We start from the raw sequence: 14,567 nt of genomic DNA, 5'->3' as shown, positions 1-14,567 counted from the left end.
GCCCCCGACCTGCGCCCCTGAGCGGCCCCTGAGCGGCCCCTGAGCGGAGCTCCCGGGCGCCGGTCAGCGGGCGGCGCCGAAGAAGCCGACGCCCAGCACGAGACAGAGCAGGAACACCCAGCCCCCGGTGAGCCGCCGCCCACCGGGGCGTGGCGCCGGCAGCCCCGGGAACGGCCCGGAGAGCAGCGGGAACGCCAGGTTGCCGACCGGCGGCCAGCTCAGCCAGAACCAGGCCCAGCGGGTGGCCCGCGCCGGCGGTGGACCACCGCCGAGCAGCAACAGCACCGCCAGCCCGTCGACCAGCAGGAGCGCACCGACCCAGGTCGGCACCCGCCAGCCCGCCACCTCCGACCAGGAGAACGGCTCCACCAGCGGCACGACGCGCAAGCCCGGGGCGGTCACGCGCAGCTCGTCGGCCAGGTCGCCGGAGATCCGGGGTCGGGTGTCCTGCGGGACGGCGACCCCGGGGCTGGCGACCCAGACCTCGGTGCGCCGCGTGACCGGACCCGCGCGCCACACCGCCGACTGCACGGCGGAGCCGACGGTCCCCGGCTCCAGCCCCTGGCTGACCCGCACCTCGTCCACCCGGCCGCTGTCGACGGCGGTCCGCAGGTCGGCCAGGGACGCCGCGCGCTGGCCGGTGAGGACGGTGGCCAGCGCGATGCCCAGCCAGAGCACGACCAGGGCCACCCGCACCGCGGTCCAGGGGGCCCGCGGCGAGGGCCGTGGACGTGGCCGGACCGCCGTGGTCGGTTCGGCTCCGGGCGACATGGCGCGACCGTAGGGGTGCCCGGCCGGCGACGGCAACGGAACACGCCTGACCGCATCAGCCCCGGCGCCGGCCACCCCCAGCCCCGGCGCGCTGCGCGGGGCGCACCCCGGGCGGATCAGCCCCGGGCGCCGGCCACCCCGAGCACCGCGGCCAGCCCCAGCGCGCTGCGCGGGGCGTAGGGGCTGCGCCAGAGCCCGCCGTGCGCAGCCGCGTACGCCTCGTCCTGCCACGGGTGGGCGTGCGCCGGCCCGCCGCCGGTGTGCAGGTCGTGCACCAGCAGCGCGGCCATCAGCACGTTCGACGTGGCCGGCTCGAACACCTCGACACCGAACCGGTGCGCCCCGGCGTAGGCCGCGGCCAGCGCCCGGTTCTTCACCACCGAGCGGGTGCGGGTGGGCGGGGCGACGTTCATCGACACCGTGCTCCCCGCCGCCCGGGCGACCTGGGCCCGCCAGCGCTGCAGCCGCTTGGCCAGCGCGTAGTTCGGGCCCTGCTGCGGCACCAGGCTGTCGTTGACCCCGGGGTCGGCACCGGGCAGGTAGCCGCGGGTGAGCAGCCGACCGGCGGACAGCGTGCGCAGCGGGCGGCCCAGCAGCTTCGCGGTCCGGGGGCGCCGGGCGTAGGCAGCGACGGAGAACTCGACCGCCTCGGCGGGGACGGCGAAGACGTCGGTCGGGGTGGCCAGGAACCCCAGCGCCAGGTCCGGGCGGGCCGCGGCCAGCCGCAGGGTGAGTGCGTCGACCGCCGTGGACACCCGCACGTTGGTGGCCCCGTCGGCGTAGACGTAGTTGCCGAGCACCGGCACGCCCGGCAGGTCGGTCAGCCAGTCGCCCACCTCGGGCACCCCGGCGATCAGGTCGGCCCCCGCGGTGCTCGCCAGGTCGCCGTCCGCGCTCGTGGGCACCAGCAGCGTGCCCGCGCCGCGGCGGGCGGTGTCCAGCACCCGCTGCCACAGCGCCGGCCGGGGCAGGTCGACCGCAGCCACCCGGGCGCCCCAGCGGAGCAGCGCGGTGAGCGGCCCCATCTCCGCACCCGCGCCCAGCACGGCGACCGTGTGGTCGGGCAGCGCCAGCCACTGGGGGTGCTCGGCCACGGTGTACACCGCCTCGGCGCAGCTCGGCTCGATCACCCCGGCCGCGACCCATGCGGCCAGCCGGCGGTGCAGGTCGTCCCCGCGCAGCCGGCCGCCGCGGTAGGGCAGCGACAGCTCCCGCTCGGGCTCGGCCTCCCCGCGCAGCTCGACGGTCCCGAGCCGGTGCGCCGCCGGGGCGGTGCGCAGCGTGGCCAGCTCCTGCTCGCCGTCCGGGCCGGCCACCCGCATCCGGTCGTGCAGGGAGTCCAGCCCGGCACCGGCGATCGACAGGGCCGCCTCGCGGGACGAGAGCCCGGCCTCCACGGTGCGGCGCACGTGGGCCAGGTAGCCCGCCCGCCAGTTGGTCTCCTGCTCGGCCGCCCGCGCGCCGGTCGGGTCGACCGGGCGCAGCGCGTCGGCGATCACCGCGCGGCCGAGCGTGGCGGTGCTGCGCCGGCCGTCCGGGCCGGCCGGGAAGACGACGCCGCGCTGTTCCTCACTCATCCGCCCGATCCTGCCCGACCCGGCGGGCCGGTGGCGGCTGAGGCTCAGGGCCCCAGCCGCCGGGACCGTCCGGTTACTGGTTGCCGATCTTGCCGTCGGCGGCGTCGCGCCCCTTGTCGATCTGGGCGTCGTGGTTGCCACCGCTCTTCTTGTCGGCGAACTGCTCGCCCTTGTCCAGGGCCTTGTCGCTGGCCTGCTCGCCCTTGTCGCTGTTCAGCGCGCCCTTGGCCTTGTCCATCATGCTCACGGCTGTTCCCCCTCGGTCCGGTCGCGCCGGTGGCGCGGCTCGACCTGGGACGTGCCCGCCGACCGGCCGGGACAACCGTTCAGTCGCGCACGATCGGGCCGGGCACGTCGGCCGGCGCTCCCGCCTCCAGCCAGCGCAGCAGCGTGCGGACGCCGAACCCGGTGCCGCCCTTGACCACCTCCGCCTCGTCGCTGCCCGACCGCGCCGGGCCCGCGACGTCCAGGTGCGCCCACGGCAGCTCCCCGGCGAAGGGCTGCAGGAACAGCGCCGCGGTGGTCGAGCCGGGGTTGCCCGGCGCGTTGTTCGCGTCGGCCACCTCGGAGTCCAGCTGGGCGCGCAGGTGCCCGACGTGCTCCCCCGACAGCGGCATCCGCCAGACCGCCTCCCCGGCGTGCCCGGCGGCGGTGCCCAGCGCGTCGGCCAGGCCGTCGGCGGTGACGTAGAGGCCGGCGGTGCGGGCGCCCAGCGCGGTCTTCATCGCCCCGGTCAGGGTCGCCACGTCGACCAGCACGGTGGCGCCCAGCGACAGCCGGGCGTGCGCCAGCGCGTCGGCGAGCACCATCCGGCCCTCGGCGTCGGTGTTGCGCACCTCGGTTGTGCGCCCACCGACGTGCCGCACCACGTCGGCCGGCCGGTAGGCGGCACCGGAGACCGCGTTCTCGGCCAGCGCGGCAACGGCGCTCACCGCCACCGGCAGCTCGAGCCGGGCCGCGGCGTCCACGGCGGCGAGCACGGTGGCGGCGCCGGCCATGTCGGTCTTCATCTCCCGCATGCCGGCGTTGGTCTTGATCGAGATGCCGCCGGTGTCGAAGGTGATGCCCTTGCCGACCAGCACCGGGTGCCCGGTACCGGCACCCGGCGGCCGATAGCTGGCGACCACGACCCGGGGCGGGTTCGCCGACCCCCCACCGACGGCCAGCACGCCGCCGAAGCCGCCGGCGGCGAGCTCGTCCGGCCCGAGCACGGACACCTGCACGTGCGGGAGGCCGCCCAGCCGCTCGACCGCGCGGTCGGCCAGCCAGGCCGGGGTCTTGGTGCTGCTCGGGGTGTTGACCAGGTCGCGCGCCCAGGCCACCGACTCCGCGGCGAGCCGGCCGGCCACCTCACCGGCGGTCACCGCCGGGTCGTCGGCGTCCGCGGCGACCACGAGCACCTCGGCGAGTCGGGGCGGGTGCGGGGCCGAGGTGTCCCGGAAGCGGTAGCCGGCCAGCAGCGCGGTCTCCACGGCGGTGCGCACCTCGTCGGCCCCGGCCGGGGCGACCCCGGTGTCCAGCGGCAGCACCAGCCGCCGGGCGCCGGACTCGGCGAGGGTCTGCCCGCGCCGGACGGCGACCGCGACGTAGGAGCGCAGGTGCGGCAGGGTCGCGTCGCCCACCCCGACGGCCAGCACGCTGCGCGGCCGTCGGCCGGCGATCGGCACGTTCGTGATCCCGCCGGGCCTGCCCCCGTTGCCGGTGTCGGCCAGGGCGCCGGCGAGGAGCCCCGGGTCGACCGGCGGCTCGGCTGCCGCGGTGAGCCAGTCGGGCAGTGCGCCCTTCGCGCCCACCGGCACGGCCAGGACGTCGTCCTCACCCAGGGCCGGGAGCGCCGGCACGACCTCGACCCGCGGGAACGGCGCGACCCCGGTCGCCGGCGTGCTGCCGGCGGCCGGGGCCGCGTCGTCGATCGCGGGGCTGCCCGGAGGCAGACTCGCGTCGGTGTTCAGCTGGTCGCGCCCTTCAGGGCCTCGGAGAGGGCGCTCGCCTCATCGGGGGACAGCTCGACGACCAGCCGGCCGCCACCCTCCAGCGGGACGCGCATGACCAGGCCGCGGCCCTCCTTGGTGACCTCGAGGGGACCTTCACCCGTACGCGGCTTCATGGCCGCCATGCGTGCCTCCTTCACCGGCCACCCACGGACCGGCTGGCCGTGGTGTGGCGACTGTTCGTGCAGAGCTCTCGCCCCATGATCCCGTATTCCCGGCCATCGACCAACCCGGACCCCTCAGTCCGGGTGCGTCTCCCCCGCCCGGAAACAGCCGGCGACGTGGTCGTCGACCATCCCGGTGGCCTGCATCAGGGCGTAGGAGGTGGTCGGTCCGACGAAGGAGAACCCCCGCCGCTTCAGCTCCTTGGCCAGCGCAACCGACTCCGGGTGGCCGGGACGTCGGCGAGCCCCTGCGGTCGCGGGCGCGCAGCGGTCGGGGCGAAGGACCACAGCAGCGCCGACAGCCCCTCCGGGACCTCGAGCGCCGCCCGGGCGTTTCGCACCGCGGCAGTCACCTTGGCGCGGTTGCGGACGATGCCCGCATCCGCCATCAGCCGCTCGACGTCCGCCTCGGTGAACGCGGCCACCACGGGGATGGCGAAGCCGGCGAACGCGGCCCGGAAGGCCGGGCGCTTGCGCAGGATGGTGATCCAGGAGAGCCCGGACTGGAAGGCCTCCAGGGTGAGCCGCTCGTAGAGCGCGTCGTCCCCGCGCAGCGGCACCCCCCACTCCTCGTCGTGGTACCGGACGTACTCGGGCGCGCTGGTCGCCCAGCCACAGCGCGGCAGCTCGTCGGTGTTCCGGGGGCGCTCCACGGGTGCCGAAGCTAGCGTCTGCGGTCGTGCGCATCCTGATCACCGGAGGGGCGGGCTTCATCGGCTCGCACGTCGTCGCCGCCTGCCGGGAGGCCGGCCACGAGGTACGGGTGCTCGACGCCCTGCTCCCGGCCGTCCACCCGCGCTACGCCGACGGCGTGCCCGGCCTGGACGGCGTCGATCTGCAGGTCGGCGACGTGCGCGACCGGGACGCCGTCGACCGCGCCCTGGACGGCGTGGACGCGGTCTGCCACCAGGCGGCGATGGTCGGCCTGGGCATCGACGTGCAGGACATGCCCGACTACGCCGGCATCAACGACCTCGGGACGGCGGTCCTGCTGGCCGCGATGGCCCGGGCGGAGATCGGCCGGCTGGTGCTGGCCAGCTCCATGGTGGTCTACGGCGAGGGCCGCTACGAGTGCCCCGAGCACGGCGTCGTCCCGGCCGCACCGCGGCGCCGCGCCGACCTGGACGCCGGCCGGTTCGAGCCGCCCTGCCCGGTGTGCGGCCGGCAGCTGACCTGGGGCGAGGTCGGCGAGGACACCCCGGCCGACCCGCGCAACACCTACGCCGCGACCAAGCTCGCCCAGGAGCACCTGGCCGCGGCCTGGGCCCGCTCGACCGGGGGCGGCGCGATCGCGCTGAGGTACCACAACGTCTACGGCCCGCACATGCCGCGGGACACCCCCTACGCCGGGGTGGCGTCGATCTTCCGCAGCGCGCTGGAGTCCGGCCGGGCGCCGAAGGTGTTCGAGGACGGCGGCCAGCAGCGGGACTTCGTGCACGTCACCGACGTCGCGCAAGCCAACCTGCTGTCCCTGCAGGCCACTCCCCCGGACTCGTCGCTGCGGGCCTACAACGTCGCCTCGGGCGTGCCGCACACCGTGGGCGACATGGCCGCAGCGCTGGCCGAGGCGTTCGGCGGCCCGGCGCCGGAGGTCACCGGCGAGTACCGGATCGGCGACGTCCGGCACGTGGTCGCCTCCCCCGTGCGCGCCGAGAGCGAGCTCGGCTACCGCGCCCGGGTCGCCTTCGCCGACGGCATGCGCGAGTTCGCCACCGCCCCCCTGCGCCCCGCCCCCTGACGCCCTGCTCCCTGACGCCTGACCCGCGCGGCCATGTTGGCGAACATGGCCGGGAGGTCAGGGGACGGCGGCGTCGAGGTCGGTGAGCTCGGAGCGTCCGGTGCGCGCCGGGCTGCGGCGGGTGGCCAGCACGCAGCCGAGCAGGATCAGCGGCAGGCCGACGGCGATGCCGAGGGTGAATGGCTCGTCCAGCAGCGCGACGCCCAGCAGAACGGCGACCGCCGGGTTGACGAAGGTGATCACCAGCGCCCGCTGCGGCCCGACCTCCCGGATCAGCGCGAAGAACAGCGCCAGCGCGACGGCGGTGCAGACGACGCCGAGCACCACCACCGACGCCCAGGCGTGCGCCGGCGCGGCCACCGCGTCACCCAGCCGGGGCACGGCGAACGGTGCGTAGACCAGGGCGGTGACCGAGAGGGCGAAGGCGCTGGCGGTGACCCCGGGGACGTCGGGCAGCCGGCGGCTGATCACCATCGGCGCGGTCGCGTAGCCGACCACCACGAGCGCCACGGCACCGATCGCGGTGAGCTGGGCACCGCCGACGTCCAGCCCCAGCAGGGCGGCGATGCCGACCACCCCGACGACCATGCCGAGCACCCGGACCGGGGAGAGGCGGTCCTCGTCCCCGGCGAGCCGAGCGGTCAGGGCGGCGACGAACGGGACGCCGGCCACCAGCAGCCCGGTCAGCGACGAGGACAGCTCCTGCTCGGCCCAGGACAGCAGGAACCAGGGGCCGGTCATCTCCAGCACGGTGAACACCAGCAACGCCCGCCAGTGCCGGCGCAGCGCCCCGCCGAGGTCGCCGCGGGCCAGCGTCCACGGCAGCAGCAGGGCGGCGCCGATCGCGCAGCGGAGGAAGACCACCACCACCGGGGAGAACTCCCCGACGGCGACCTTGATCAGCAGGTAGGGCACGCCCCAGATGACCGACATCGCCAGGAACAGGGCCCAGCCCCGCCTGCTCACCGCTGCTGCCCCGCGCTCGTCACCCGGTCATCATGCCGAGCGCGGGTCCGGCCTCACTCGAGGTAGTCGCGCAGCACCTGGGAACGGCTGGGGTGGCGCAGCTTGGACATCGTCTTGGACTCGATCTGCCGGATCCGCTCCCGGGTGACCCCGTAGACCTGGCCGATCTCGTCGAGGGTGCGCGGCTGCCCGTCGGCGAGGCCGAAGCGCAGCCGGACGACGCCGGCCTCCCGCTCCGACAGCGTCTGCAGCACGCCGGTCAGCTGCTCCTGCATCATCCCGAAGCTCACCGCGTCGACCGCGACGACCGCCTCGGAGTCCTCGATGAAGTCACCGAGCTGGCTGTCGCCCTCGTCGCCGATGGTCTGGTCGAGGCTGATCGGCTCCCGGGCGTACTGCTGGATCTCCAGCACCTTCTCCGGGGTGATGTCCATCTCCTTGGCCAGCTCCTCCGGGGTGGGCTCACGGCCCAGCTCCTGGAGCATCTCCCGCTGCATCCGGCCGAGCTTGTTGATGACCTCGACCATGTGCACCGGGATGCGGATGGTGCGGGCCTGATCGGCCATCGCGCGGGTGATCGCCTGCCGGATCCACCAGGTGGCGTAGGTGGAGAACTTGAAGCCCTTGGTGTAGTCGAACTTCTCCACCGAGCGGATCAGACCCAGGTTGCCCTCCTGGATCAGGTCCAGGAACGCCATGCCGCGGCCGGTGTAGCGCTTGGCCAGGGAGACCACCAGGCGGAGGTTGGCCTCCAGCAGGTGGTTCTTGGCCCGCTCGCCGTCCCGCACGATCCAGGTCAGCTCGCGGCGCAGCGGCGCGGCCAGCTTCTCCCCGGCCGCGGCGGCCTCGGCCAGCTTGTGGTCGGCGTAGAGCCCGGCCTCGATCCGCTTGGCGAGGTCGACCTCCTCCTCGGCGGTCAGCAGCTTCACGCGGCCGATCAGCTTGAGGTAGGCGCGGACCGAGTCCGTGGAGGCGGTGAGCTCGGCCTCCTTGCGGGCCTGGCGCAGGGCGACGGCGTCCTCGTCGTCCTCCCAGACGAAGTCCGAGGAGGTCTCGGCGGCCGAGGAGCCCTCGGTGCCCGCAGGTGTCTCCTCGGCGGCGGCGGGTACGACCTGCACGACGGAGTCGGCGTCGGCCGGGTTGCTCGAGGTGTCCACGTCGGCAACGCTCATGATCGCCTCTCCTGACGGTGTCGTCGGCGTCGCCGCACCCGAGGGTGATGGCGGAGAGGCCGGTGCTGGGTGCCGGCAGGAGCCGGCACGTGCTGACGGTCGACCGCCCTTCGGGCCGCGTCAGCGGCCCCGCTCGGGCAGTCGGCCTGCAATTTTAACCCGTCCCGGCCGAGGGGCGGTCGGCGCGGGCGAGATCTCACCCCGCGGCGGGATCCCGGGGGGTCCGTTCAGCTCAACCGGAGGCCCAGGGTGGCGGCCATCGGGGCCGCCAGCGACATCAGCGTGGTGGCGTCGACCACCGCCGAGCGCAGCGAGTCGACCCCCATCGACGCCGAGGCGTCGCAGCCCACGAACTCGGCCCGCTTCACCGTGAGCTGGGCGAACCGCGCCTCCACCAGCCGGCAGTCCTCGAAGACCACGCCGTCCAGCGTGGCGCCGGTCAGGTCCAGGGCGCTGAGGTCGCAGCGGGTGAAGCGGGCGCGCCGGACGGTGGCGAACCGGAGGTCCAGCCGCGCGGCCCGCACGTCGGTCAGCGTGACGTCGGACCAGGTGCCGCCGGCCAGGGAGACCCCGGCCAGCCGGCTGTCCCGGACCGCGACCCGCTGCCAGCGGCTGTCCGGGACGTCGACGCCGGACAGGTCGGAGTCGACGACCTCGACGTCGGTGAACTGGCACCGGGTGATCCGCCCGCCGATGAGCCGCAGCCGGGTCAGCCGGCCGGCGCTGACCTCGACGTCGTCCAGCAGCACGTCCTCGACCTCGCCGTGCAGGCTGCGCTGCTCGACGTGCGCGGTCAGATCGGCCACCAGGAGGTGTTCCTCGGTCAGGTCGGCCGGCAGCTGCGGCGGAGCGGGCGGGGAGCTCTGGGGTCGAGATGCCACGCCTGGGGAAGGTAGGCGCTGCCGCAGGTCGGCCCGGGCAGGCCCCGGGTGCGCCCGGCGCGGGCCGGTCTGATCCTCACCACCCGGTCTGCTGCTCACCACTCCGTGCGGACGACGACCTCGATGCCGATCGCGAGCAGCACACCGGCGGCCAGCCATCCCCGCCGCTGCCGGGGCGGCAGGAACGCCGTGGCGACCAGCACCCAGACGTAGAACGGCAGCCAGATGCGCTCGGTCTCCCCGCGCACCAGGCCGGTCAGGTCGCTGACCAGGATGCCGACGAGCGCGGCCAGCGGCAGCAGCGCGAGCCGGGCGCGGCGCAGCGAGGCGAGCCCGGCCACGGCCGCCGGGCCGACCGCGAGGGCGGCGGCGGCCAGGTTGGCGACGACGAAGAACTCCAGCGGCCGGTTGGCGTAGGAGGGCCCCGAGCGCACCCGGTCCCCCGCGGCGGTGAAGCCGTCGACCCACCAGTAGCCACCGACGGCGAACGCTGCGACCACCAGGGCGACGCCGAGCGCAGCGACCCCCAGCACCCGGACGACGCCGCTCCAGCCGAGCCGCCCGCGGTGCACCAGGACGACGGTGAGCGCGACCAGGCCCAGCGCGGTCAGCCCGAAGGACAGGAACAGCGCCAGCCCCAGCAGCAGCCCCCCGGCCAGGGCGCGCAGGTCGGCGGCGACGCCGGGCGCGCGGGCGGCCGCGGTGGCCAGCAGCGCCACGCCCCAGGCCGCCACCCCGGCGAACAGCGCGTCGGCCGAGGTCGCCACCCACAGCGCCATCGGGGCGAGCACCAGGAACGGGGCGATGGTGCGGGCCGGCCCCTCCCCCGCCACCGCACGGACGGCGACCAGCACCGCCGGCACCGCCAGCGCCCCGCCGGCGACGCACATCGCCGCGGCCCAGCCCAGCCCGCTCAGGCCGAGCCGGTCCAGCAGCACGAAGGCCAGCAGCGCACCCGGCGGGTGCCCGGCGACGTGCGTCGTCCACGGGTCGGCGGCGTCGGCCGGCACGGAGGCGACGAAGCCGGACAGGAGTGCCCCGATCCCGCCGACCCGGGGCACGTCGTTCGGGTACTCGTAGACGACCGACAGCGGCTCGGGCAGCCGGTGCCAGCCGGAGCTGAGCGCCAGCGCCACCGCCCACGCCGCGGCGGCGACCGCGGACCCGGGCAGCAGCACCCGCCACGGCGCCCGGGCGGCCAGCGCCGGCCCGGTGAGCACCCCGGCCAGGCCGACGACCACCGGCAGCAGCACCCGTGGGGTGAGCACCACGTCGAAGCCACCGCGCAGCACGTAGCCGCCGAGGAGGTGCAGGACGACGCCGTCCTCGGTCAGCCGCCACCCGACCACGCCGGTGACCACGACGCCCACCGCCACGAGGGCGACCACCAGCGGGGGCACCCACGGCCGGTGTCCGCGCCGGCCTGCTGACACGGGCGGGGCGACCTCGGCGGGGACCGTCTGCACGCCCGCGAGCGTAGGTGGGCCCCGGCGGCCCGGCCCCGCCCCGCCGGATGCCCCGGGTCCACGACCACCCCGTCCGGGTCATCCGGACCCGTGTCAGCGCGCGAACACCGGGCGATGAGCGGAGACCGCGGCTACCGTCCGACCGTGCCGGACGTCGTCTTCCCCTGCCTGAACGAAGCCGGGGCGCTGCCCGCGGTGCTCACCCGGCTGCCCGCGGGCTACCGCGCGATCGTCGCCGACAACGGCTCGACCGACGGGTCGGCGCAGATCGCCACCGACCACGGCGCGACCGTGGTGCACGTGCCGCAGCGCGGGTTCGGCGCCGCGGCGCACGCGGGCCTGGAGGCGGCCACCGCCGACGTCGTCTGCTTCTGCGACGCCGACGCCTCGATGGACCCCGCCGACCTGCCCCGGGTGGCCGACCCGGTGCTCGCCGGTGAGGCCGACCTGGTGCTCGGCCGGCGCCGGCCCACGCACCGCAGCGCCTGGCCGCCGCACGCCCGGGTCGCCAACACCGCGCTGAGCGTGATGCTGCGCCGGCGCACCGGGCTGGCCCTGCACGACCTCGGTCCGATGCGCGCCGGCCGCCGGGAGGCGCTGCTGGCCCTGGGGATCACCGACCGCCGGTTCGGCTACCCGCTGGAGATGGTCACCAGGGCCGCCGACGCCGGCTGGCGGATCGTCGAGGTCGACGTCGACTACGCCCCCCGCGCCGAGGGGACGAAGTCCAAGGTCACCGGCACGGTCCTCGGCACGGTGAAGACGATCAACGACATGCGGAAGGTGCTGGCCCGATGACCCAGCTGCTGGTGATCACCAAGGCTCCGGTGCCCGGCCGCAGCAAGACCCGGCTCACCCCACCGTGCACCCCCGAGCAGGCCGCCGCCATCGCCTCGGCTGCGGTCGGCGACACCCTCGACGTGGTGCGGGCGACGCCGGTGCAGCGCCGGGTGGTGGCCCTGGACGGCGAGCCCCGCGACCTGGACCTGGCCGGCTGCGTCGTCGTCCCGCAGGTGGACGGTGACCTGGGCACCCGGCTGGCGCGCGCCTTCGCCGACGCGATGGCCGCCCCGGACGGCGCACTGCCCACCCTGCTGATCGGGATGGACACCCCGCAGGTCAGCCCCGCCCTGCTCACCGACGCCCTCGACCGGCTGGTCGCCGCCGGCCCGGGGACGGCGGTGCTCGGCACGGCCCCCGACGGCGGCTGGTGGGCGCTGGGCCTGCACTCCCCCGACGGCGCGCAGGTGCTGCCCGACGTCCCGATGTCCCGCGACGACACCGCGGTGCTCACCCGGGCCGCGCTGGAGGGTGCCGGGCTGACCGTGCTCGACCTGCCGCAGCTGACCGACATCGACCACTTCCCCGACGCCGTGTCGGTGGCGGCGCTGTGCCCGCCGGACAGCCGCACCCGCCGGGTCGTCGACCAGGTGGCGGCAGGCCTGTCGTGACCGCCCCCCTCGACCGGGTGCTCGGCGCCCGGCTGCCGGCACCGCCGGACGGGCTGCGCCGCGGGCCCTTCCGGCGCGGCGCCTTCCCCAGCCCGCTGCACTCCGAGCGCCGGGCCTCCCGGGTCGGCGCCTGGCTCGGCGCGGCGTTCCTCGTCTGCTTCCTGACCGGGATGATCAGCCACCTCGTGCAGGACGCGCCGAGCTGGTTCTTCTGGCCGGCCCGGCCGGTGTGGCTCTACGGGGTCACCCAGGGCCTGCACGTGGTCACCGGGCTGGCCGCGATCCCGCTGCTGCTGGTCAAGCTGTGGACCGTCTACCCGAAGCTGTTCGAGTGGCCACCGGCCGGGTCGCCGTCCCGGCTGATCAGCCGGCTGTCGATCCTCGTGCTGGTCGCCGCGGCCACCTTCCAGCTGTTCACCGGCCTGCTGAACATCGCGCAGTGGTACCCGTGGGGCTTCTTCTTCACCGACACCCACTACTGGACCGGCTGGATCGCCATCGGCGCGGTCGCGGTGCACGTGGGGGCGAAGGCGCCGGAGATCCGCCGCGGGCTGGCCCGCCGGGGCTCCCCCGGCGCGGTCGCCGGCCTGGCACCGGAGCAGGCGGCCGAGCTGACCGCCGAGGACGACGCCGCCGAGCACGGCGCGGTGTCCCGCCGGACGTTCGTGCTGGCCACCGGCGCCGGCGCCGGCGCGGTCACCCTCGCCATGGCCGGGCAGACCTTCTCGCCGCTGGCCGACGTCTCACTGCTGGCCCCGCGCGACCCGAGCGTGGGCCCGCAGGACCTGCCGGTGCGGCAGACCGCGGAGCGGGCCGGGGTCACCGAGACCGCCGTCGACCCCGCCTACCGGCTCACCGTCGCCGGCCCCAACCCGCTCGAGCTGACGCTGGCCGACCTGCAGGGGATGCGCCAGCACACCGTCGACCTGCCCATCACCTGCGTGGAGGGCTGGAGCGCCGGCGGCACCTGGACCGGGGTGCGACTGGCCGACCTGCTCGAGGAGGCCGGGCTGGCGCGGGACACCGAGGTGACCGTGGAGTCGCTGCAGCCCGGTGGGCTGTACCGGGTGTCCACCGTCGCGCCGCCGCACGCCAGCAGCCCGCTGACCCTGCTGGCGCTGCAGCTGCAGGGCGAGCCGCTGGACCTCGACCACGGCTACCCGGTGCGGCTCATCGCGCCGAACCGGCCCGGGGTCATGCAGACCAAGTGGGTCACCGCGGTGGCGCCGGCATGAGCCTGGAGGTGACGGCGCCATGAGCCTGGAAGCCGAGCGCAGCCGGGAGCGCGACCCGCGGGCCGCCGGTCTGGTGCCCGACGACCCGTACGCCGCCGACCCGGACCGGCCGGCGACGTCGGCGCTGCGGCCCTGGTGGCGGTGGCTGTTCCTGCTGCCCGGCATCGCCGCGCTGGTCTGGGGCGCCTTCGGGCTGGTCTCCGCGGGCGGCCGCATCCCGCTGGGCTCGTGGGCGACCTGGTTCGTCGGCGCCGCGCTGCTGCACGACCTGGTGCTCGCCCCGCTGTGGATCGGGCTGGGCTGGCTGGCCGCGCGGCTGCTGCCCCGGCCGGCCCGGCCGCCGGTGGTGGTGGCCGCCGTGGTCAGCGGGGTGCTCACGCTGATCACGCTGCCGTTCCTGCTCACCCCCGGCGCCGACCCGGCGAACCCGTCGTTCCTGCCCCGGGAGTACGGCCGCAACCTGCTGCTGATCGTGCTGGCCGTGTGGCTGGTGGCCGCGATCTGGGCCGCCGTCGCCGTCCGCCGGGCCCGCCGGGCCGGGCGTGACCACCCCGGGCTGACCGGAGTGGTCACGCCGGGCTGACCGGAGTGGTCACGCCGGGCCGGCGGGTTTCCCCGGGTGGTCCGGCGGGCAGCGAGCGGGCACGCCCGCACCGACCACGGAGGTCCGCGTGACCGCACCCGGACCCGCCCGGCCCGACCGGCGGCTGCTGCTGTCCGGTCTGTTGTTCGGCGTGGGCGCGATGGGGGCGGTCGACGAGATCGTCTTCCACCAGCTGCTGCACTGGCACCACTTCTACGACCGGGCCGGCGGCGACGCGGCCCTGGTCTCCGACGGCCTGCTGCACGCGGTCACCTGGTCGGTGACCGTGGCCGGGCTGGCGCTGCTGGCCGACGTCCGGCGGCGGGGTGGCTTCGCGCCGCGCACCTGGTGGGGCGCGGCGCTCACCGGCGCCGGGGCGTTCCAGACCTTCGACGGGGTCGTGGACCACAAGGTGCTGCGGGTTCACCAGGTGCGCTACGGCGTCGACCTGCTGGGCTACGACGTCGCCTGGATCGGCGCGGGCGTCGTCCTGCTCGCCGTGGGCCTCGCGCTGCTCGCCCGCAGCCGCACCACCACCACCACCACCTCCGCCGACCGGTGAGCCCCGCCCC

At 76.0% G+C, this 14,567-nt stretch carries 15 protein-coding genes and 1 pseudogene; 6 read left to right on the top strand and 10 right to left on the bottom strand.

Going from position 1 to position 14,567, the window contains the following annotated elements; all coding sequences use genetic code 11:
- Nucleotides 1-63: 63 nt before the first annotated feature.
- From Q1A09_RS09530 to Q1A09_RS09505, 6 genes and pseudogenes are all read right to left on the bottom strand, one after another.
- Nucleotides 64-771 (bottom strand): hypothetical protein, encoded by a 708-nt coding sequence (locus tag Q1A09_RS09530; protein WP_299953995.1) that lies wholly within the window; start codon nucleotides 769-771, stop codon nucleotides 64-66.
- A gap of 116 nt (nucleotides 772-887) precedes the next feature.
- On the bottom strand, nucleotides 888-2,348 hold the full coding sequence (locus Q1A09_RS09525; RefSeq protein WP_299953993.1) for a hypothetical protein: 1,461 nt from the start codon (nucleotides 2,346-2,348) through the stop codon (nucleotides 888-890).
- 73 nt (nucleotides 2,349-2,421) lie between these two features.
- Nucleotides 2,422-2,589, bottom strand: a complete 168-nt coding sequence (locus Q1A09_RS09520) for an antitoxin (protein ID WP_299954686.1) — start codon at nucleotides 2,587-2,589, stop codon at nucleotides 2,422-2,424.
- 85 nt (nucleotides 2,590-2,674) lie between these two features.
- Nucleotides 2,675-4,189, bottom strand: coding sequence for a M17 family metallopeptidase (locus Q1A09_RS09515; protein WP_299953991.1), 1,515 nt, complete (start codon nucleotides 4,187-4,189; stop codon nucleotides 2,675-2,677).
- 107 nt (nucleotides 4,190-4,296) lie between these two features.
- Entirely contained in the window at nucleotides 4,297-4,464 is a 168-nt protein-coding gene (locus Q1A09_RS09510) for a DUF3117 domain-containing protein (protein WP_222195917.1), read from the bottom strand.
- Between the two features lie 114 nt (nucleotides 4,465-4,578).
- Nucleotides 4,579-5,063: pseudogene (locus tag Q1A09_RS09505) on the bottom strand (DNA-3-methyladenine glycosylase I).
- Between the two features lie 119 nt (nucleotides 5,064-5,182).
- Between Q1A09_RS09505 and Q1A09_RS09500 the strand changes: the two are divergent.
- Nucleotides 5,183-6,241 carry an NAD-dependent epimerase/dehydratase family protein gene (locus tag Q1A09_RS09500; RefSeq protein WP_299953988.1) on the top strand — a complete coding sequence of 353 codons (1,059 nt, stop codon included), beginning with the start codon at nucleotides 5,183-5,185 and terminating at the stop codon, nucleotides 6,239-6,241.
- 57 nt (nucleotides 6,242-6,298) lie between these two features.
- On the opposite strand, the gene Q1A09_RS09495 is transcribed toward Q1A09_RS09500, so the two are convergent.
- The 4 genes from Q1A09_RS09495 to Q1A09_RS09480 all read right to left on the bottom strand — a co-directional run bounded on the left by Q1A09_RS09495 (nucleotide 6,299) and on the right by Q1A09_RS09480 (nucleotide 10,726).
- Nucleotides 6,299-7,207, bottom strand: a complete 909-nt coding sequence (locus Q1A09_RS09495) for a DMT family transporter (RefSeq protein WP_299953986.1) — start codon at nucleotides 7,205-7,207, stop codon at nucleotides 6,299-6,301.
- Between the two features lie 53 nt (nucleotides 7,208-7,260).
- Nucleotides 7,261-8,379 carry an RNA polymerase sigma factor gene (locus Q1A09_RS09490; protein ID WP_299953984.1) on the bottom strand — a complete coding sequence of 373 codons (1,119 nt, stop codon included), beginning with the start codon at nucleotides 8,377-8,379 and terminating at the stop codon, nucleotides 7,261-7,263.
- A gap of 227 nt (nucleotides 8,380-8,606) precedes the next feature.
- Entirely contained in the window at nucleotides 8,607-9,260 is a 654-nt protein-coding gene (locus Q1A09_RS09485; protein WP_299953982.1) for a pentapeptide repeat-containing protein, read from the bottom strand.
- A 95-nt stretch (nucleotides 9,261-9,355) separates the two neighbouring features.
- Nucleotides 9,356-10,726, bottom strand: coding sequence for a hypothetical protein (locus tag Q1A09_RS09480; RefSeq protein WP_299953980.1), 1,371 nt, complete (start codon nucleotides 10,724-10,726; stop codon nucleotides 9,356-9,358).
- A gap of 144 nt (nucleotides 10,727-10,870) precedes the next feature.
- Here Q1A09_RS09480 and Q1A09_RS09475 point away from each other — a divergent pair, with 144 nt between their 5' ends.
- From Q1A09_RS09475 to Q1A09_RS09455, 5 genes are all read left to right on the top strand, one after another.
- Nucleotides 10,871-11,524, top strand: a complete 654-nt coding sequence (locus Q1A09_RS09475; protein ID WP_299953978.1) for a glycosyltransferase family 2 protein — start codon at nucleotides 10,871-10,873, stop codon at nucleotides 11,522-11,524.
- The gene (locus Q1A09_RS09470) at nucleotides 11,521-12,177 is read left to right on the top strand and encodes a DUF2064 domain-containing protein (RefSeq protein WP_299953976.1); all 657 of its coding nucleotides are present in this window, start codon (nucleotides 11,521-11,523) and stop codon (nucleotides 12,175-12,177) included. The genes Q1A09_RS09475 and Q1A09_RS09470 overlap by 4 nt, the downstream gene beginning before the upstream one ends.
- Nucleotides 12,174-13,412 (top strand): molybdopterin-dependent oxidoreductase, encoded by a 1,239-nt coding sequence (locus Q1A09_RS09465; protein ID WP_299953974.1) that lies wholly within the window; start codon nucleotides 12,174-12,176, stop codon nucleotides 13,410-13,412. Before Q1A09_RS09470 ends, Q1A09_RS09465 begins: the two co-directional genes overlap by 4 nt.
- Nucleotides 13,413-13,431: 19 nt before the next feature.
- Nucleotides 13,432-13,995, top strand: coding sequence for a hypothetical protein (locus tag Q1A09_RS09460; RefSeq protein ID WP_299953972.1), 564 nt, complete (start codon nucleotides 13,432-13,434; stop codon nucleotides 13,993-13,995).
- Nucleotides 13,996-14,083: 88 nt separating this feature from the next.
- Nucleotides 14,084-14,557, top strand: a complete 474-nt coding sequence (locus Q1A09_RS09455; protein ID WP_299953970.1) for a DUF2243 domain-containing protein — start codon at nucleotides 14,084-14,086, stop codon at nucleotides 14,555-14,557.
- Nucleotides 14,558-14,567 lie beyond the last annotated feature (10 nt).

The organism is uncultured Modestobacter sp., assembly GCF_947486615.1.
In the GTDB taxonomy this organism is placed as follows: domain Bacteria; phylum Actinomycetota; class Actinomycetes; order Mycobacteriales; family Geodermatophilaceae; genus Modestobacter.
Note: the sequence above shows the minus strand (reverse complement) of the source record. Positions and strands in the feature narration are given on the sequence as shown.